16 protein-coding genes and 1 pseudogene are annotated in these 18,053 nt (G+C 65.9%); 8 read left to right on the top strand and 9 right to left on the bottom strand.

Annotated features, from left to right (window positions below; genetic code table 11):
- The first annotated feature begins 6 nt into the window (after positions 1-6).
- Both parC and EJ913_RS20690 read left to right on the top strand, forming a co-directional pair.
- Positions 7-2,232 (top strand): DNA topoisomerase IV subunit A, encoded by a 2,226-nt coding sequence (gene parC, locus EJ913_RS20695; RefSeq protein ID WP_127001411.1) that lies wholly within the window; start codon positions 7-9, stop codon positions 2,230-2,232.
- 369 nt (positions 2,233-2,601) lie between these two features.
- Complete coding sequence (locus EJ913_RS20690; RefSeq protein ID WP_127001409.1) at positions 2,602-3,699, top strand: TRAP transporter substrate-binding protein; 1,098 nt, start codon at positions 2,602-2,604, stop codon at positions 3,697-3,699.
- 144 nt (positions 3,700-3,843) lie between these two features.
- Here EJ913_RS20690 and EJ913_RS20685 read toward each other — a convergent pair whose 3' ends face one another.
- Positions 3,844-5,343: a TRAP transporter large permease gene (locus tag EJ913_RS20685; protein WP_127001407.1), complete on the bottom strand. Its 1,500-nt coding sequence runs from the start codon at positions 5,341-5,343 to the stop codon at positions 3,844-3,846.
- A gap of 18 nt (positions 5,344-5,361) precedes the next feature.
- Entirely contained in the window at positions 5,362-5,901 is a 540-nt protein-coding gene (locus EJ913_RS20680; protein ID WP_127001405.1) for a TRAP transporter small permease subunit, read from the bottom strand.
- 524 nt (positions 5,902-6,425) lie between these two features.
- Between EJ913_RS20680 and EJ913_RS20675 the strand changes: the two genes are divergently transcribed.
- Positions 6,426-8,117: a HAMP domain-containing methyl-accepting chemotaxis protein gene (locus tag EJ913_RS20675; RefSeq protein ID WP_127001403.1), complete on the top strand. Its 1,692-nt coding sequence runs from the start codon at positions 6,426-6,428 to the stop codon at positions 8,115-8,117.
- A 38-nt stretch (positions 8,118-8,155) separates the two neighbouring features.
- Here the strand turns inward: EJ913_RS20675 and EJ913_RS20670 are convergent, their stop codons facing one another.
- The 4 genes from EJ913_RS20670 to EJ913_RS20655 all read right to left on the bottom strand — a co-directional run bounded on the left by EJ913_RS20670 (position 8,156) and on the right by EJ913_RS20655 (position 12,732).
- Positions 8,156-8,896 carry an arginyltransferase gene (locus tag EJ913_RS20670; RefSeq protein ID WP_127001401.1) on the bottom strand — a complete coding sequence of 247 codons (741 nt, stop codon included), beginning with the start codon at positions 8,894-8,896 and terminating at the stop codon, positions 8,156-8,158.
- A 67-nt stretch (positions 8,897-8,963) separates the two neighbouring features.
- Complete coding sequence (locus EJ913_RS20665; protein WP_127001399.1) at positions 8,964-9,941, bottom strand: alpha-E domain-containing protein; 978 nt, start codon at positions 9,939-9,941, stop codon at positions 8,964-8,966.
- The gene (locus EJ913_RS20660; protein ID WP_238519817.1) at positions 9,938-11,323 is read right to left on the bottom strand and encodes a circularly permuted type 2 ATP-grasp protein; all 1,386 of its coding nucleotides are present in this window, start codon (positions 11,321-11,323) and stop codon (positions 9,938-9,940) included. The genes EJ913_RS20665 and EJ913_RS20660 overlap by 4 nt, the downstream gene beginning before the upstream one ends.
- A 260-nt stretch (positions 11,324-11,583) precedes the next feature.
- Positions 11,584-12,732 carry a flagellar motor protein MotB gene (locus EJ913_RS20655; RefSeq protein WP_127001395.1) on the bottom strand — a complete coding sequence of 383 codons (1,149 nt, stop codon included), beginning with the start codon at positions 12,730-12,732 and terminating at the stop codon, positions 11,584-11,586.
- A 173-nt stretch (positions 12,733-12,905) separates the two neighbouring features.
- On the opposite strand from EJ913_RS20655, the gene EJ913_RS20650 reads away from it, so the two are divergent.
- A complete protein-coding gene (locus EJ913_RS20650) occupies positions 12,906-13,397 on the top strand; it encodes a flavin reductase family protein (RefSeq protein ID WP_127001393.1) in 492 nt (163 codons plus the stop codon).
- A 229-nt stretch (positions 13,398-13,626) separates the two neighbouring features.
- Here the strand turns inward: EJ913_RS20650 and EJ913_RS20645 are convergent, their stop codons facing one another.
- The 3 genes from EJ913_RS20645 to EJ913_RS20635 are packed head-to-tail and all read right to left on the bottom strand — an operon-like array spanning position 13,627 to position 14,948.
- Positions 13,627-13,935, bottom strand: coding sequence for a DUF1488 family protein (locus EJ913_RS20645; protein ID WP_127001391.1), 309 nt, complete (start codon positions 13,933-13,935; stop codon positions 13,627-13,629).
- Between the two features lie 19 nt (positions 13,936-13,954).
- Positions 13,955-14,590, bottom strand: a complete 636-nt coding sequence (locus tag EJ913_RS20640; RefSeq protein ID WP_127001389.1) for a DUF6134 family protein — start codon at positions 14,588-14,590, stop codon at positions 13,955-13,957.
- Between the two features lie 55 nt (positions 14,591-14,645).
- Positions 14,646-14,948, bottom strand: a complete 303-nt coding sequence (locus EJ913_RS20635; RefSeq protein ID WP_127001387.1) for an SCP2 sterol-binding domain-containing protein — start codon at positions 14,946-14,948, stop codon at positions 14,646-14,648.
- A gap of 158 nt (positions 14,949-15,106) precedes the next feature.
- On the opposite strand from EJ913_RS20635, the gene EJ913_RS20630 reads away from it, so the two are divergent.
- The 4 genes and pseudogenes from EJ913_RS20630 to EJ913_RS32705 all read left to right on the top strand — a co-directional run.
- The gene (locus EJ913_RS20630) at positions 15,107-16,834 is read left to right on the top strand and encodes a long-chain-fatty-acid--CoA ligase (protein ID WP_127001385.1); all 1,728 of its coding nucleotides are present in this window, start codon (positions 15,107-15,109) and stop codon (positions 16,832-16,834) included.
- Between the two features lie 114 nt (positions 16,835-16,948).
- Positions 16,949-17,338, top strand: coding sequence for a MerR family transcriptional regulator (locus EJ913_RS20625; protein ID WP_127001626.1), 390 nt, complete (start codon positions 16,949-16,951; stop codon positions 17,336-17,338).
- A gap of 41 nt (positions 17,339-17,379) precedes the next feature.
- Complete coding sequence (locus EJ913_RS20620) at positions 17,380-17,910, top strand: thioesterase family protein (protein WP_127001383.1); 531 nt, start codon at positions 17,380-17,382, stop codon at positions 17,908-17,910.
- Positions 17,911-17,964: 54 nt separating this feature from the next.
- Positions 17,965-18,053, top strand: a pseudogene (locus tag EJ913_RS32705) (electron transfer flavoprotein subunit beta/FixA family protein); the annotation flags it as partial.

The raw sequence follows: 18,053 nt of genomic DNA, 5'->3' as shown, positions 1-18,053 counted from the left end.
AGGCGTATGAAACCGCAAGATCCCGCCCTCGACATTCTGGAGAAGCCGCTGGCCGACGCGCTCGGCGAGCGGTATCTCAGCTACGCGCTGTCCACCATCATGTCCCGCTCGCTGCCCGACGTGCGCGACGGGCTGAAGCCGGTGCACCGCCGCCTTCTCTACGCCATGAGCCAGCTCCGGCTGGAACCGACCACGCCGCCGAAGAAATCGGCCCGCGTCGTCGGCGACGTGATCGGCAAGTTCCACCCGCACGGCGACACCTCGGTCTACGACGCGCTGGTGCGGCTGGCGCAGAGCTTCGCCGTGCGCTACCCGCTGATCGACGGGCAGGGCAATTTCGGCAACATCGACGGCGACAGCGCGGCGGCCATGCGCTACACCGAGGCGCGCCTGACCGAGGTCGCCAAGGCCCTGCTGGACGGCATCGACGAGGACGCCGTCGACCTTCGCCCGACCTACGACGGCGACGGCGACGAGCCGGCGGTGCTGCCGGCCAACTTTCCCAATCTTCTCGCCAACGGGTCGAGCGGCATCGCCGTCGGCATGGCGACCAACATCCCGCCGCACAACGTCGGCGAAATCTGCGACGCGCTGCGCCACCTCATCAAGCACCGCGACGCGCCGATCGACACGCTGGTCACCTTCATGCCCGGCCCGGATTTCCCGACCGGCGGCCTGCTGGTCGAATCGCGGGCGAGCATCGTCGAATCCTACCGCACCGGGCGCGGCTCGTTCCGGCTGCGCGCCCGCTGGTCGGTGGAGCGGCTGGGGCAGGGGACTTGGCAGGTCGTCGTCACCGAGATTCCCTACCAGGTGCAGAAGGCCCGGCTGATCGAGAAGATCGCCGAGCTGCTGACCAACAAGAAGCTGATCCTGCTGGAGGACGTGCGCGACGAATCGGCCGAGGACATCCGCCTGATCCTGGTGCCGAAGAACCGCAACGTCGATCCCGAGGTCCTGATGGCCTCGCTGTTCCAGGCGACGGATCTGGAGATCCGCTTCGCGTTGAACATGAACGTGCTGGACGGCGACCATGTCCCGCGCGTGCTGAACCTGCGCGAGGTTCTGCAAGCCTTCCTCGACCACCGGCACGAGGTGCTGATCCGCCGCTCCAACCACCGGATGGCGCGGATCGACCACCGGTTGGAGGTGCTGGGCGGCTATCTGGCGGCCTATCTGAACCTCGACGAGGTCATCCGCATCATCCGTGAGGAGGACGAGCCCAAGCGCGACCTGATGGCCGCCTTCTCGCTGACCGAGGTGCAGGCCGACGCCATCCTCAACATGCGCCTGCGCAATCTGCGCAAGCTGGAGGAGATGGAGATCCAGGGCGAGCACGACGCGCTCACCGCCGAGAAGGCCGGGCTGACCGAACTGCTGGGCGACGAGGCCCTGCGCTGGAAGCGAATCGCCGAGGGCGTGGCCGAGATCAAGAAGAAGTTCGGCGGCGGCGCGCTCGGCAAGCGGCGCACCGACGTGGCCGACGCCCCGGCGCTGATCGAGGTGCCGCTGGAGGCGACGGTGGAGCGCGAGCCGGTGACGGTGATCTGCTCCGCCAAGGGCTGGATCCGCACGGTGCGCGGCCACTTGGCCGAGGCCGACCACGAGGACGTGAAGTACAAGGACGGCGATTCAAAAGGGTTCGTCATCCCCTGCGAGACGACGGACAAGTTGCTGGTCTTCGCCAGCAACGGCAAGTTCTTCACGCTGGCGGTGGACAAGCTGCCGCGCGGCCGTGGCTTCGGCGAGCCGGTGCGGCTGATGATCGACCTCGGCAACGACGCCGAGATCGTCGACCTGTTCCGCCACCAGCCGGGCCGCACGCTGCTGGTCGCCGGCGAGGACGGGCGCGGCTTCCAAGTCGAGGAGGCCGAGGTGCTTGCCCAGACGCGCAGCGGCAAGCAGGTGCTGAACCTGGAAGACGGCAAGGCCGCCCGCATCTGCCATCCGGTCGTTGGCGATCATCTCGCCATCATCGGCAACAATCGCAAGCTGGTGATCTTCCCGTTGGCGCAGGTGCCGGTGATGACGCGGGGCAAGGGCGTCCAGCTCCAGAAATACAAGGACGGCAGCATCGCCGACGTGAAGACCTTCGCCATTGCCGAGGGCTTGAGCTGGCGGCAGGGCGAGCGGGTGTTCCGCGTCACCGATCTGACGCCCTGGCTCGACAACCGGGCCGGCGTGGGCAAGATGCCGCCCAACGGCTTCCCCAAGCAGAACCGTTTCACCTGAGCGGCGTGTTTATCGGCGCGGGATTCCATCCGCGCCGATAAACCTCTGAAATAATACACGCAATTCTTCTTGGGCCTTGATCCGGACCGTTGGATTCCTGCATAGTTCGTTCAGCGGAAGAAAGCTGGGACGGATCGGTCGGCAGGCCGGTGACGAACCCGGACGGAGGAAGGAAAACGGCACGGCTGCCGGGACGCGTGGAAACCGCGATGCGCCCTGTTTCGGGCCTCCCGTCGGCAGGCTCCTACCGTCTTTCCCTTTCCAAGCTCGTCCCGACGCGCACGCCCGGTTCCGGGGAGTGCGGGCGGGTCCAGGCGTGCTTCTTTTTAAAAAACACCCATAACAGAAAATGAACTAGGGAGCTTCTTCATGAAACGTCGCGCTTTCCTGACCTCGGCCGGTGTGGGCGTCGCCGCCAGCACGCTGGCGGCCCCGGCCATCGCGCAAAGCACCCCCGAAATCAAGTGGCGCTGCGCCTCCAGCTTCCCCAAGAGCCTGGACACAATTTACGGCGGCGCGGAGTACGTCTCCAAGCGCGTCGCCGATCTGACCGACGGGAAGTTCCAGATCCGCGTCTTCGCCGGTGGGGAGATCGTTCCGGCGCTTCAGGTTCTCGACGCGGTGAAGGACAACACCATCGAGTGTGGCCACACCGTCTCCTATTACTATGTGGGCAAGGATCCGACCTTCGCCTTCGACGCGGCGATGCCCTTCGGCCTGAACGCCCGCCAGCAGAACGCCTGGATGACCCATGGCGGCGGCATGGAACTGATGCGTGAGTTCTTCGCCGGCTACAACATCGTCCAGTTCGCGGCGGGCAACACCGGCACCCAGATGGGCGGCTGGTTCCGCAAGGAGATCAAGACCGTCGATGATCTGAAGGGCCTGAAGTTCCGCATCGGCGGCTACGCCGGCACGATCATGGCCAAGCTGGGCGTCGTCCCGCAGCAGATCGGTGGCGGCGACATCTACCCCGCGCTGGAAAAGGGCACCATCGACAGCGCCGAGTTCGTCGGTCCCTACGACGACGAGAAGCTCGGCTTCCACAAGGTCGCCAAATATTACTACTATCCGGGCTGGTGGGAAGGTGGCCCTCAGGTCTCGCTGATCGTCAACAAGGCCCAGCTCGACACGCTGCCCAAGCAGTACCGGGCAGCCCTGGAAGCGGCCTGCGCCGAGGCGACGCTCGACATGCAGGGAAAATACGACGTCCAGAACATGCTGGCGCTCAAGCGTCTGGTCGCCGCCGGCACGCAACTGCGTCCCTTCCCGAACGAGGTGATGCAGGCCTGCTATCAGGCCGCCATCGAGACCTACGAGGAGGAAGCCGCCCGGAACGAGAAGTTCCGCAAGGTCTACGAGGCGTGGCGGAAGTTCCGCGAGGACGAATATTTGTGGTTCCGCGTCGCGGAATACAGCTTCGACCGCTTCGTCTACGCGGCCCCGCCGTTGGCGTCGAAGAAGTAAAAACGGTTCGGCAGATCAAAAAAGAAAAGGCCTCGCAGCAGCGAGGCCTTTTTTGCGTGTCCGCTTGAAACAGGAGCACCATGCCGTTTCCGCACGAAAAAGGGGCCAGAAAGTCCTGGCCCCTTTCGCTGCGCGCTCGAAGCGTTACTTCTGCTGGAACTGCTTCATGATGTCGTTGTTCGAATCGTCGCTCTGTCCGGGGAAGGGCGGGGCGGCATCGTCCTCGAAGGACGGAATCTCGATCTTCACCTTGTCCAGATCGATTGCCGGACCATGGTCCAAGCCGGCATCGACCAGGCTGGGGAAGGCGATGACCAGCGCCACCATGATCAGCTGGATGATGACGAAGGGCACGGCGCCCCAGTAGATCTGGCCGGTCGTGACCTTGGCGATCAGCTTGCCGGTGATCTTGTCGGTGTAATCGACCTTGGGCGCCACGCTGCGCAGGAAGAACAGCGCGAAGCCGAAGGGCGGGTGCATGAAGCTGGTCTGCATGTTGACGCCCAGCAGCACGCCGAACCAGATCAGGTCGATGCCCAGCTTGTCCGCCACCGGCCCCAGCAGCGGCACGATGATGAAGGCCAGCTCGAAGAAGTCGAGGAAGAAGGCGAGAACGAAGATCAGGATGTTGCAGACGATCAGGAAGCCGAGTTGGCCGCCGGGCAGGCCGATCAGCAGATGCTCGACCCAAAGATCGCCGTTGACCGCGCGGAAGACGAGACCGAACACGGTCGAACCGATCAGGATGAACACCACGAAGGACGACAGCTTTGCCGTCGAGTCCATCGCCTGCCGCAGGAGTCCCCAACCCAGCTGTTTCTTGGCGAGAGCCAGCAGGATGGCGCCGGCGGCGCCCATCGCGCCGCCCTCCGTCGGGGTGGCGATGCCGACGAAGATCGTGCCCAGCACCAGGAAGATCAGAACCAGCGGCGGCACCAGCGTGGTGATCACGCGGATGAACAGCTTCATGCCGTGCAGGGTCCGGGCCTCCAGCGGGAGCGCCGGGACGGCTTGCGGGCGGATGATGCTGGTCCCGAAGATGTAGAGGGCGTAGAGGCCGGTCAAGACGAGGCCGGGGATCAGCGCGCCGGCGTACATGTCGCCGACCGACCGGCCGAGCTGGTCGGCCAGCACGATCAGCACCAGCGAGGGCGGGATGATCTGGGCCAGCGTGCCGGACGCGGCGATGACGCCGCTGGCGACCCGCCGGTCGTAGCCGTAGCGCAGCATGATTGGCAGCGAGATCAGCCCCATCGAGATGACCGAGGCCGCAACCACGCCCGTCGTCGCCGCCAGCAACGCGCCGACGAAGATGACCGCGTAGGCCAGACCACCGCGGATCGGGCCGAACAGTTGCCCGATGGTGTCGAGCAGATCCTCGGCCATGCCGGAGCGTTCGAGGATCAGACCCATGAAGGTGAAGAAGGGGATGGCCAGCAGCGTGTCGTTGCGCATGATGCCGAACACGCGTTCCGGCAGCGCCTGCATCAACGCCGGGGTCAGCAAGCCCAGTTCCATGCCGATCAGGCCGAAGACCAGACCGTTGGCGGCCAGCGCGAAGGCGACCGGGAAGCCCATCAACAGGAAAAGCACCAGGGCGCCGAACATCATCGGCGCCATGTTGGCGGTAAAGAACTCGACCATGTGTGTCGCTCCCGGTCCTTACGAGTGGCCGTGCATCTTTTCGCCCGGCTCGTCGATGAGGCCGGCCAGATACGCGATGCGTTTGATCAATTCGGACACACCTTGCACGGTCAGCAGGAAGAAGCCGGCCGGAACCAGGATTTTGGCGGGCCAGCGTAGCAGGCCGCCGGCGTCGCTCGACATCTCGTGGGTCATGTAGCTGTCCAGGAACATGGGCCAGGACAGCACCATGATCAGGATCGACATCGGGAACAGGAAGACCACGATCCCGAAGATGTCCACCGCCGCCTGCACGCGCTTGGAGAAGCGGCCGAGGAAGATGTCGATGCGGATGTGTTCGTTGCGCTGGAACGTGTAGCCCGCGCACAGCAGGAACACCGCCGAGAACAGATACCACTGCAGTTCCAGCCAGGCGTTGGAACTGATGTGCAGGCTGTAGCGGATGACCGCGTTGCCCGCGCTGACGATGACGGCGACCAGCACCAGCCAATAGACGAGTTTGCCGATGCCATTGTTCAAGGCATCGATCAGCCCGCTTATCTTGAGCAGGACTCTCAATGGAGAAACCTCCCTGTTGCACGGGGCGCGTTGGCCCCCTTTTGCTTTTGTTTCTGCCTCGCCACCGGTTCAAAAGGACGGCGCGGCGTGGGAAGAGATTACACCAAAAGATAGGATCACGCAGGAATATTCCTTTCGGCTCAGCGACTTGCAAGCGATACCAAGGGGCTAAGTAGAACCACGTAGTTCGGCGATGGCCAGCCGGTGTTGTCCAGTGTGTTTCTTCGCGTCTTCCGTCGGTAGGATCGCAATTTGCAACGCAACCTCGGAACCGTTGAAGCCATGCTCCGTTCTCGGGTGCTTTTCCGGACGCTGGAGCCCCGTGGGGAGCCGCGCGAACCGCTTGATAACTCATGAGGCAGTCGATCGACGGCCCGCTTGCGGAAACCCGGCACGCCGCTTGCTCTGTTTCGGGTGACCGGTACGGTCATGCGCCAATATGCGAAATCCGGGTTGACCCCATCGTGGGGGCCAGGGGTCGTGGCGGTATGGTGCGCGGTGGGCTGACGGAAAAGGAGCGAGCAATGTCCGGGTTGTCGAACGTGTCGGTGAAGGTCAAAGCCATCGCGGCTTTTGCGATCGTTCTGGTGTGCGCCATCGGCCTTGGCGGATTTTCGGTCAGCCGCCTGTCGGCGGTGAACGGCGAGGCGGCCGAAATCCGCGACAACTGGCTGCCGTCGGTCACGGTGGTGGCGGGTCTGTACACGGCGTTCGATTTCTATCGGGTTATCGAGGGCGCCCACGTCATGGCGACCTCGGCTGCCGACCTCAACATGGAGGAGCGCAGCCTTGCCGAGATCGTCAAGACCATCGCGGAGCGCCGCAAGGCTTACGAGGCGATCCTGACCCCCGGCTGGGAAACCGAGACCTACCGCAAGTTCGTGGCGAGCTGGGAAACCTACCTGGCGATCAGCAACGAACAGCTTCAGCCCCTGTCGCGCACCGGCGAAACCCAGGCTGCCGGCGGGGTGTATCGCGGAGCCTCGCGGGAGCAGTTCCGCATGGCCAAAGGAATTTTGCAGGAGTTGATGGACTTCAACCAGCGGGAAGGCGTGCGGGCGGCCAACCAGGGTGAGGCCATCTACAAGACCAGCACCGGTCTGATCGCCGCGGCGATCCTGCTGGTCGTGCTGGTCTGCGCCGCCGCCGGCTGGATGATGATCGCCACGGTGGTGCGCCCGATCCAGGAGATGACGGGAATCATGGGCGGACTGGCCGGTCATGACCTGTCCGTCGCCGTCACCGGGACGGAGCGCCGGGACGAGATCGGCGCCATGGCCCGCGCGGTCCAGGTGTTCAAGGATGGGCTGATCGAGGCCGACCGGCTGGTGGGGCTCCAGGCCGCCGACCGCGAGGCCAAGCAGCGGCGGGTCGAGGCCGTCGACCGTCTGGTTGCCGGTTTCGAAAGCTCCGCCGCCGCCGCGCTGCGCACCGTGTCCTCGGCGGCGTCCGAGTTGGACGCGACCGCGCAGAGCATGTCGGCGATGGCCCAACAGACCAACACCCAGGCAACGGTCGTGGCGTCCGCCGCCGAGCAGACCAGCGCCAACGTCCAGACCGTCGCCACCGCGACCGAGGAGATGGCCAGTTCGATCCGCGAGATCGGCGGTCAGGTGACGCGTTCGGCCGACATCGCCGGCAAGGCGGTGAACGAGGCGGCGCGGACCAGCGAGGCGGTGCGCAGCCTGTCGGAAGCGGCCCAGAAGATCGGCGAGGTGGTCGGGCTGATCACCGACATCGCCAGCCAGACGAATCTGCTGGCGCTCAACGCCACCATCGAGGCGGCGCGCGCGGGCGAGGCGGGCAAGGGCTTCGCCGTGGTGGCGAGCGAGGTCAAGAGTCTCGCGGGGCAGACGGCAAAGGCCACCGACGAGATCGCCGCGCAGATCGGTGCGATCCAGCAGACCACCAACGGCGTGGTCCAAGCCATCGCCGGGATCGGCGACACCATCGGCAGCATCAACGACATCACCACCGGCATCGCCGCCGCCATCGAGGAGCAGAGCGCGGCGACCAACGAGATCTCCCGCAGCGTCCAGCAGGCCGCGTGCGGCACTCAGGAGGTGTCGGGCAGCATCATCCACGTGACCCAGGCGGCAAGCGAGGCGGGCAGCGCCGCCACCCAGGTTCTGGGGGCCGCCGGAGAGTTGTCGCGTCAGGCGGAAACCCTGCGGCACGATGTCGAGGACTTCCTCGCCCGCATCAAGGCCGCGTGACTTGTTGCCCTCTCCCGTCTCGGGAGAGGGCAAACGCGCTAGTCTTCGGACGCGATCACCGGTCGGTGCCAGCCGTCGGGACCGAGCGCTTCCAGCGGCTGGAAGCGTGTCTTGTAGGCCATCTTGCGGCTGCCGGCGATCCAGTAGCCGAGATAGACATGCGGCATTCCGGCCATCCGCGCCCGTTCGATCAGGCCGAGGATCATGTGGGTGCCCAGGCTGCGGCGCTCCTGGTTGGCGTCGTAGAAGCTGTAGACGGCGGAGAACCCGTCGCTCAGCCGGTCGGTCAGCATGCAGCCTATCAGCCGGTTCTCCGAATCGCGGGCTTCCAGCAGGTTGGTGTCGGCGCGGCCTTCGTCCACCATCGCGGCGAAGTCGCCCATCGCCATCCGCGCCATGTCGGATTCGCCATGGCGGGAATTCTGGTACTGTGCGAACAGCCGGTATTGCTCCGACGTTGCGTAGGCCGGGCGCTCGATAAGGCGGACGTCCTGGTTCAGCTTGATCACCCGCCTCTGCGAGCGGGTGGGCACGAACTCGGCGACCGGGACGCGGACCGGGACGCAGGCTTGGCAGTTCGGGCAGACCGGACGATAGACGATGTCGTGGCTGCGCCGGAAACCGGCGCGCGACAACGTGGAGTTCACCTCGGTCGCGTAGGGACCGACCAAGCGGGTGAACAGCTTGCGCTCGACCCGGCCCGGCAGGTAGGGGCAGGGCATCGGCCCCGACCGGAAGAATTGCTGCAACGGGCGCTGCGGCGGCTGGATGACCGACATGCTGACCGACGATGCCTCGTCACAACGGAAGGGAAGGGCGGGGGCCGGAAGCCCCCGCCGGGTCAGCTTACTGCGACTGGCTCTGAACAGCCAGCGGCGCGTCCACGCCGAAGAACGCCTGGGCGATCTCGGTGGTGATTCCGCTGAGCTGCAACTGGACCCAGTCGAGATACTGGTGCAGACCGTCGCGCAGCACCGCCTCGATCGGGCGGGACAGCAGGGCGGCCAGCAACTCGTCCACCCGCTCCATCGCGTTGGAGCCACCGCGCATTTCGTAGCGCGAGCGCATCCGGGTCAGCACGCCGTCGATCTGGCGGACGCACATGACGACCGAGCGCGGGAAGCCCTCGTTGTACAGCATGAAGCCGGCGACCGTGGTCGGCGACATGCCGCGCGGGTAGACGCGGCGGAAGGCGTGGTAGCCGGCGGTCGAGCGCAGGACCGTCGTCCATTGGCTGGCGTCCAGCGTCGAGCCGACATCGGCCGGGGAGGGCAGCAGGGTGTGGTACTTGATGTCGAGCAGGCGCGTGGTCTGGTCCGCCCGTTCGATGTACTTGCCCATCTGGTAGAAATACCAGCCTTGGTCGCGGTAGAAGGTGCCCTCGGTGATCCCGGTGTGGGTCTGGCACTCCTCCTTGATCCAGGTGCAGACCTTGGACAGGTTCTGCGTCGCCACGTCCTTGACCGACATCTCCAGCAGCTTGTTGTGGAACACGTTGATCTGCGTCCACATCTCGGTCGAGATCCAGGGGCGCAGCGCGCGCGCGTTCTCACGGGCGATCCGCAGCATCGACAGCAGCGAGTTCGAGTTCTGCGCGTCGAACATGTAGTAGTGGATCACCGCCTCGGCCGTCGGGCGGTCGTGGCGGCTGAAGAAGTCCTTCTCGTCCGCGTTCAGCTGGACGATGGAGAACCAGTTCGTCGCCCCGCGCGTGTCGCGGGAGAAGCTTTCGTGCACGTCGAGGATGCGGGCGAGATTCTCGGCCCGCTCCATGTAGCGGGCCATCCAGAAAATGCTCTCGGCGTAGCGGGCGAGCAGGTTCATGCCGCACCTTCCAAAACCCAGGTGTCCTTCGAGCCGCCGCCCTGGGACGAGTTGACGATCAGCGTTCCCTTCTTCAGCGCCACGCGCGACAGCCCGCCGGGCAGGACCCAGGTGCTCTTGCCGGTGATGGCGAAGGGGCGGAGATCGACGTGGCGCGGCTCGATGCCGTCCTCGGTGACGGTCGGGCAGACCGACAGGTCGACCACCGGCTGGCTGATGTAGTTGGACGGATCGGCCAGCAGCTTGGCGCGGCAATCCTCCAACTCGGCCTTGCTGGCGCGCGGCCCGATGGTGATGCCGTAGCCGCCGGCCTCGCCGACCGGCTTGACCACCAGCTCGCTGAGGTGGTCCAGCGTGTATTGCAGCGCGTCCGGCTCGCGGCAGATGCGGGTGTCGACGTTGGGGATGATCGGGTCCTGGTCGAGGTAGTATTTGATCATCCGTGGGACGTAGCAGTAGACCGCCTTGTCGTCCGCCACGCCGGTGCCGATGGCGTTGGCCAGCGCGACGTTGCCCTTGCGGTAGGCTTCCAGGATGCCCGGCACGCCCAGCAGGCTGTCCGGGTTGAAGGCGCGCGGGTCGAGGAAGGCGTCGTCCAGCCGCCGGTAGATCGAATGGAGCGGGGCCAGACCGTTGGTCGTCTTCATGTAGACGCGGTCGTTCTCCACCACCAGATCGCGGCCCTCGACCAGCGGCACGCCCATCTCGCGCGCCAGGAAGATGTGCTCGAAATAGGCCGAGTTGTAGGTTCCCGGCGACAGCAGCGCGACCTGTGGATCGTCCACCCCCTGCGGCGCGATCTCCATCATCGCGTCCAGCAGCTTGTGGCCGTAATTGTCCACCGGGCGGATGCCGATGTCCTGCAGCAGGTCGGGGAAGACCCGCTGCATCATGTGGCGGTTCTCGACCACGTAGGACACGCCGGACGGAACCCGGCCGTTGTCCTCCAGCACCCGGAAGACGCCCTGGCGGTCGCGCACCAGATCGGTGCCCATGATGTGGATGTAGGTGTTGAAGGGGACGTCCAGCCCGATCATCTGCGGGCGGAAATTGTGGTTCCCCTCCACCAGATCGCGCGGAATGATCCCGTCCTTCAGGATCTTCTGATCGTGATAGATGTCGTGAAGGAACAGGTTCAGCGCGGCGACGCGCTGGGTGACTCCTGCCTCCAGATGCGCCCATTCCTTGGAGGAGATCACGCGGGGGATGATGTCGAACGGAAGAATCCGGTCCACCGCGTCCTTTTCGGAATAGACGATGAAGGTGATGCCGAGATTGTAGAGTTCCCGCTCCACATCCTGCGCTCGGCGACGCAATTCGTCGAAATCGAGACCCGACAATCTTTGCCGTATCAGCGCCGTGTGTTCGGCCGGCAAGTCCATGCTGCCGAACAGCTCGTCGAAATACAGGCCGGGATCATAGGATGACAAAAGGTCTGACGGTTTGCCCTCGGGTACGCTCACAGACTCCCCCGCGCTTTGTATCGGACCATTTCATCGACTGCCGGACGGCATTGTTCCGGCAGCATCGCTTTGCCCGCCAAGTATGACGCATCGCCGCGCGCTTTGAACAGGGGCAAACAACGCGCTCTGTTGTGCGGTGCGGCCACAAAGCAAGAATTCGGTGCGTACCGCGAAAGATTTTAGCGCTTTGGTGCTGCCGGGGTTGGTGCTTTGGTCGCAGCGGGGGCGACGGCCCCAGCGGAAGCGCTGCCGGCCGAGGGCGGCGCCTGCATTTCGCGCAGCAAAACCATGCTGACGCGGCGGTTGCGCGGGCTGCCGGGCTGGTCGGGGGCGAGCGGATCGCGGTCCGCCTTGCCGACCACGTCCTGGATTCGGGTCTCTTCGATGCCGCCGGCGATCAGCGCGCGGCGCGTGGCGTTGGCCCGCTCGCTCGACAGATCCCAGTTGTCGCGGCCCGAGCCGGCGGGGAAGGGGGTGCCGTCGGTGTGGCCGCTGATCGACAGCTTGTTGGGCAGCTTGGCGAGCGCCTTGGCGACCTGCTGCACCAGTTGGCGGGTCTGCGGGTACATCTGGCCGGAACCCCCGGGGAACATCGAGACGCGGTCCTGATCGACGATCTGGATGCGCAGACCCTCCGGGGTCTGGTCGATCATCAGGTTCTGGGCCAGCGGCTCCAACTCCGGGACCGACTGGATGGCTTGGCGGATCTCGGTGGCGGCCTGCTGGAACTGCTTGGCTTCCTGCTGGGCGTCCTGGAGATGCTCGCCGGCCTCCTTCACGCGCTCGCCGAAGTCGGACAGCTTCTCGCCGGGCTTCTGGCCGGGAATGCCCAGCTGCTTGGCCATCGCCTCCATGCGCTTCTGGTAGTCGGCGCGCGACTCGTTGCTCTTCTGGTCGGCGGCGGAGCCGGTCTCGCCCTGGCGGCCCGGACCGGTGCCGGTGCCGGGACCGGCGGCGGCCTCCGTCGGATCGTCGGCGTCCTCGGTCTCCTGCGACGAATAGCCGGGGGGACCCGACACCGGCACGTCGGCCGACATCGGCGAACTGGCCGAGACCTGCGCGCCGGGCACAGTGATGGTCTTGCCGCCCAGCATGCCGCCGGAGCCCGACTGCTCCCGGCTGACCGAGACGGGCGAGAAGTAATCGGCGATGCCCTTGCGCTGGTCGGACGTGGTGACGTTCAGCAGCCAGAGCAGCAGGAAGAACGCCATCATCGCCGTCACGAAATCGGCGTAGGCCACCTTCCACGCGCCGCCGTGATGGCCGCCGTGCCCACCCTTCTTCTTCTTGATGATGATGGGGCGTTCGCCGCCTGCGTTCGCGCTCATGATGCCCGTGAATGTCGGTCCGGCGCGCGGCCACTTGCCGCAGATGGAAACTGCCTCACCTTCCTTAAAATCGTCTTAAAGCCTCCCGACGAAGTGGGGAACCGCTTGCGCCCACCGCTCCGCTGGGTTAATTCCCGAGGTTCGCCGCTTTGCCGAGCCATACAAAGGCCGCCATGACCACCGCTTCACCGCTCGATCCCCGCGCCTTCCGCAGCGCTCTGGGCTGCTTCGCCACCGGCATCGCCGTCGTCACCACCATCGCGCCGGACGGCCTGCCGCTGGGGGTGACGGTGAACTCCTTCTCGTCGGTGTCGCTCGACCCGCCGCTGGTGCAGTTCTGCCTGGGGCGCGCGGCGATGTCGTTCGAGGCCTTCACCACGGCCCCGTCCTTCGCGGTGAACATCCTGGCGGACGACCAGGAGGATCTGTCGGCGCGTTTCTCCCGCCGCGACCTTCAGGAGCGCTGGGCCGGCGTCGCGGTCGAGACCTGGGACACCGGGGTGCCGATCCTGTCGGGCTGCGTGGCCTCGCTGGAATGCGACCGCGCGCATCTGTTCGACGGCGGCGACCATGTGATCGTCGTCGGGCGCGTCCGTCGGCTGGCCTCGCGCGAGGACGGCGCACCGTTGCTGTACGTGCGGGGGCGGTACGGGCGGGTGGCGTAAGCTCAGCAGCTTTGAATTGTCGCCCACGCGAGAGCGCTGGGGTAAGCCCCTCTCCCCTTGTGGGAGAGGGGTTGGGGTGAGGGGGTGCCGGCGTCAGCCGGCCGGGAATCTCCATGTTTCTTTCCGCCTGCGGCGGAACACCCCTCATCCCAACCCTTCTCCCGCAAGGGGAGAAGGGCTACACGCGATGACGGAGTGGCAGTTCAGGCATGAAGCTGCTGGTACAAATTCACCCCTCTGAAAACTTCCCGCGCCGTCCCGCCGCCCGCGCGATGTCGCGGGCGGTCAGGTGGATGTTGGCGTCGGGGTCGAGCGCGCGGTCGAGAATGCGGTTCTCCACCGCCCGGTCGAAGACTTGGCGGTTCATGCAGACCTGCTGGACCGCCTCGTCCGGCAGGGGGCGGTGGCCGACAAGCCCCTGCATCACCCGGCGCGTGACGAAGACGCGGCCCCGGTACTCCCCGACCTCGACCACGAATTCGACGGCGTCGGCCTCCTCGTTCCAGATCGGATCGTCGGGGAACACGAAGATGGGCATCACGTCCTCATGGGGAAACTCACTTCAGGACGTAGGTGATATCATAGCCGCTGCGTTTGAAGCGCGTCTTCAGCAGCGTGCCCTCGGCGTCGAACCACAGGTCGCGCTCCACGTCGCCCTCGATGCGGTGGTGCTTGGCCTCGGTCTTCCGCCCGCCGGCCTCGACGGTCTCCGTTCCCACCGCCCGCGCCGCGACCTTGTAGGGCGCGCCGTCGATCACCGAGATCAGGTTCGGGCGCTTCAGCACCTCGGGCGTCCACAGGGTCAGCGGCAGGGCGTCGCCCGGCAGTTCCGAGGCCTTGCCGTCGGCGGTCAGCGTCAGCCCGTTGCCCTTGCGCAGCAGGTCCAGGCTGTGCGGCGTGCCGTCGTCGTCGGTGGTGGCGCGCATGGATTCGAGCGTCGCGCCCTTCCACGTCTCCTCGCGCTTGTGGTCGTAGCGGAAGTTGATGAACAGCACCTTGACCCACGTGGTCGCGGCGACCGTCACCTTGGTGCGGTCGCCCTGCGGCTCCACCGTCACCGTCTCGGTCCCGATGGGATCCTCGCCCATCAGGATCTGGTAAGTCAGGGTGCGGGCGGTCCCGGCCGCCACGGCCGTGGAGAGGGGAGCAAGCAGCAGGGCAGCCGCCAGCGTGGCACGAAGCGTGTGCGTCATGATCGTCGTTTCCTCCCGGATTTGGAAAAGAGCGGCTCTTGCGGCCGGTTGCGCTTTACTCGTCGAGAAGCTGGGCCAGCTTCATGGCGATGCCCATCGAGCCCTCCACCTTCAGCTTGCCCATGGTGAAGGCCAGCATCGGGTTGAGGCGTCCGTCCATCAACTTCACCAGGTTTTCCGGCGAGATCCGGATGGTGCAGTCGGATTCGGCGTCGTCCTGGCTGATGCTGACCGGGTTGGCGCGGGCGTCCACCCGGATGATCTGCCCGTCCTTGCCCAGGACGAAGCGCACCGAGGCGTTCAGGCTGCGCAGTGTGGTGGAACGGGTGCGCATCTCGCGGAGGATGTCGTCGACCATGAAAGCTTACTCCTGGAACAGTCCGTGTGACTGCTCTTGACAGTAAGCAAGCATTACGTTTACGTCAACGTCATAACGAAAAGGTTCCAGGCGGCCGGCGGGCGAACCGACGCGGCGACGATCCGGGAGCCCGTCCGTCGCGAAGGGGAGCGAAACCGATGTCCGAACCGCTTGCGCAAGCCGACTCCATATTGCCCGATTCCAGCCCGCTCCGTCCCTGGCTGGCCCATTACCCCGCCGACATCGCCTGGGACCAGAGCTTCGCGCCGATCCCGCTGCACCAGCTGTTCGAGGACGCGGCCAAGCGCTACGCCGAGCGGCCCTGCCTGGATTTCCTGGGGCGGCGCTACCGCTACGCCGAAGTGCTGGATCTGGTGAACCGCGCCGCGCGCGGCTTCCAGGACATGGGCGTCGGGCCGGGGGTGCGGGTGGGGCTGTGCCTGCCGAACTCGCCGACCTACGTGATCGCCTATTACGCCGTGCTGAAGGCCGGCGGCACGGTGGTGAACTACAATCCGCTCTACGTGGAGCGCGAACTGGAACACCAGATCGAGGACTCGCAGACCGAGATCATGGTCACGCTCGACCTCAAGCAGATCTACCCGCGCGTCGCCGCGATGCTGGAGCGGACCCGGCTGAAGACCGTTGTCGTCTGCCGCATGCCGACCATCCTGCCGGCGGTCAAGAGCGTGCTGTTCCGTGTGCTCAAGCGCAGCGAGGTGGCGGAGATCGCCTGGGATTCCCGGCACGTCGATTTCGACGCGCTGCTGGCCAACGACGGCGCCTTGCGCCCGGTGCGGATCGACGCGTTGCGCGACGTTGCGGTGCTGCAATACACCGGCGGTACGACCGGCGTGCCCAAGGGCGCCATGCTGACCCACCACAACCTGCTGTCCAACGCCCGGCAGGTGGCGGCGTGGTTCCCCGGCATGGCGCTGGGCGGCGAGCGGATGCTGGCGGTGCTGCCCTTCTTCCACGTCTTCGCCATGACCGTGATCCTCAACATGGGGCTGGCGTCGGGGGCCGAGCTGGTCATGCTGCCGCGCTTCGAGACCGAGCAGGTGCTCAAGACCATCGCCAAGCGCAAGCCGACCCTCGTTCCCGGCGTGCCGACCATGTACAAGGCGCTGCTGGGCCACCCGCAGGTCGGGCGCTACGCGCTGACCTCGATCCGCTACTGCATCTCGGGCGGGGCGCCGCTGCCGATGGAGCTGAAGCGCCAGTTCGAGCAGGCGACCGGCTGCGTGCTGATCGAGGGCTACGGGCTGTCGGAGGCCTCGCCGGTCTGCGCCGCCAATCCCCTGACCGGCGTCAACAAGGAGGGCTCCATCGGCCTGCCGCTGCCGGGCATCGCCATCGAGATCCGCGGGCTGGACGATCCGTCCCGCGTGCTGGGCATCGGCGAGAAGGGGCAGGTGGCGATCTCCGGACCGAACGTGATGGCCGGCTATTGGGGCCGCGCGGAGGAGACCGACCGGACCATCGTCGACGGCTTCCTGTTCACCGGCGACGTCGGGACGATGGACGAGGACGGCTACGTCTTCCTGCTCGACCGCCTGAAGGACCTCATCATCTGCAGCGGCTACAACGTCTACCCGCGCGTGATCGAGGAGGCCATCTACCAGCACCCCGACGTGGTGGCCGTCTGCGTCATCGGGCTGAACGACGAGTATCGCGGACAGACGCCAAAGGCCTTCGTCCAGTTGAAGCCCGGCGCCGTGATGACGGTGGAGCAGTTGAAGGACTTCCTGCGCGACAAGATCTCCCGCATCGAGATGCCGACCGCCGTGGAGTTCCGCGACGAGCTGCCCAAGACCGCCGTCGGCAAGCTGTCCAAGAAGGAGCTGATCGCCGAGGCGGCGGCTGCCCCGAAGGCAGAGACCTGACGCCAAGTCAGGGTGTTGACCGGGACGTAAAGGGAAGCCTTATCACGCCGCGACGCCTGTGTTAGGAACGACGGGCCGGATAGCGGACGCGCGAACAATAAGGTCATGACGGGGATGGAACAGCTCTACACGGTGAACCAACTGGCGGAAGAGCTGGGAATCACCCCGCGCGCGCTTCGCTTCTACGAGGTCAAGGGGCTGCTGGCGCCCAACCGCGTCGGCAACAACCGTGTCTACACCAAGCGCGACCGCGCCCGGCTGAAGCTGATCCTGCGCGGCAAGCGGTTGGGCTTCTCGCTGGCGGAAATCCGCGAGTATCTCGACCTCTACAACGTCGACGGCGGGGTGGAGCAGCAGAAGAACCTGCTGAAGCGGGTTCAGACGCGGCTCAAGGATCTGGCGCAGCAGCGCGAGGACCTGGAAGCCACCGTCGGCGAGCTGAAAGAGATCGAGGACCAGGTCACCACCCTCCTGGCGCAACGCAAGGCCGCCAAGGAGTCCTGAACCGGGCCGGCGTCGGCCCGACCGCTGGAAGGGAAACCGTCATGAACCTGATCTTCCGCCTGATCGCCGTCACGGTGATGGCCGTGGTTGCCGCGTGGCGCGGGCGCCGGATCGGGTTCCTCGACTCAGGCTCGCTGCGCTTCCGGGTCTGGCCGACCGACCTCGACGTCAACCTGCACATGACCAACGCCCGCTATTTCAGCCTGATGGATCTGGGACGCACCGATCTGATGGTCCGGGTCGGGCTGGGGCGCGCCATCCTGCGCAACCGCTGGCAGCCGGTGCTGGGCGCGGCCAACATCCGCTTCCGCCGGTCGCTGAAACCGTTCCAGCGCTTCACCCTGGTCAGCCGCGTGTTGTGCTGGGACGACAAGTACATCTTCATCGAGCATCGCATGGAGACCGATTCCGGCACCGCCGCGCTGGCGGTGGTGCAGGGCGCCTTCGTGGCGCGGGGGCGCGTGATCCCGCCGTCGGAGGTGCTGGCCGCCGTGGGCGCCGCCTGCGATTCGCCGCCGATGCCGGACTCCGTCGCCGCGTGGCGCGGCCAGCCTTTGACCGCCGTCGCCTGATCCCCACCTGATCCGAAACACAAGAAAACGCCCGAAGGAAGAGGAGCAAACGTCATGAAGGTCCTGGTGCCCGTGAAGCGGGTCGTCGACTACAACGTGAAGATCCGCGTGAAGGCGGACGGCAGCGGCGTCGAGACCGCCAA

The organism is Azospirillum doebereinerae, from assembly GCF_003989665.1.
Taxonomy (GTDB): Bacteria; Pseudomonadota; Alphaproteobacteria; order Azospirillales; family Azospirillaceae; genus Azospirillum; species Azospirillum doebereinerae.
The sequence above is the reverse complement of the archived record's forward strand: the minus strand, read 5'-3'. Positions and strand labels throughout refer to the sequence as shown.

Excerpts from the sequence above, each read along its gene's own strand:
- EJ913_RS20655 (WP_127001395.1), bottom strand. The coding sequence starts at position 12,732 with ATGAGCGCGAACGCAGGCGGCGAACGCCCCATCATCATCAAGAAGAAG.
- EJ913_RS20625 (WP_127001626.1), top strand. The coding sequence starts at position 16,949 with ATGGAACAGCTCTACACGGTGAACCAACTGGCGGAAGAGCTGGGAATC.
- EJ913_RS20665 (WP_127001399.1), bottom strand. The coding sequence starts at position 9,941 with ATGAACCTGCTCGCCCGCTACGCCGAGAGCATTTTCTGGATGGCCCGC.
- EJ913_RS20620 (WP_127001383.1), top strand. The coding sequence starts at position 17,380 with ATGAACCTGATCTTCCGCCTGATCGCCGTCACGGTGATGGCCGTGGTT.
- EJ913_RS20685 (WP_127001407.1), bottom strand. The coding sequence starts at position 5,343 with ATGGTCGAGTTCTTTACCGCCAACATGGCGCCGATGATGTTCGGCGCC.
- EJ913_RS20660 (WP_238519817.1), bottom strand. The coding sequence starts at position 11,323 with ATGGACTTGCCGGCCGAACACACGGCGCTGATACGGCAAAGATTGTCG.
- EJ913_RS20670 (WP_127001401.1), bottom strand. The coding sequence starts at position 8,896 with ATGTCGGTCATCCAGCCGCCGCAGCGCCCGTTGCAGCAATTCTTCCGG.
- EJ913_RS20675 (WP_127001403.1), top strand. The coding sequence starts at position 6,426 with ATGTCCGGGTTGTCGAACGTGTCGGTGAAGGTCAAAGCCATCGCGGCT.
- EJ913_RS20650 (WP_127001393.1), top strand. The coding sequence starts at position 12,906 with ATGACCACCGCTTCACCGCTCGATCCCCGCGCCTTCCGCAGCGCTCTG.
- parC (WP_127001411.1), top strand. The coding sequence starts at position 7 with ATGAAACCGCAAGATCCCGCCCTCGACATTCTGGAGAAGCCGCTGGCC.
- EJ913_RS20635 (WP_127001387.1), bottom strand. The coding sequence starts at position 14,948 with ATGGTCGACGACATCCTCCGCGAGATGCGCACCCGTTCCACCACACTG.
- EJ913_RS20690 (WP_127001409.1), top strand. The coding sequence starts at position 2,602 with ATGAAACGTCGCGCTTTCCTGACCTCGGCCGGTGTGGGCGTCGCCGCC.
- EJ913_RS20630 (WP_127001385.1), top strand. The coding sequence starts at position 15,107 with ATGTCCGAACCGCTTGCGCAAGCCGACTCCATATTGCCCGATTCCAGC.
- EJ913_RS20645 (WP_127001391.1), bottom strand. The coding sequence starts at position 13,935 with ATGCCCATCTTCGTGTTCCCCGACGATCCGATCTGGAACGAGGAGGCC.
- EJ913_RS20640 (WP_127001389.1), bottom strand. The coding sequence starts at position 14,590 with ATGACGCACACGCTTCGTGCCACGCTGGCGGCTGCCCTGCTGCTTGCT.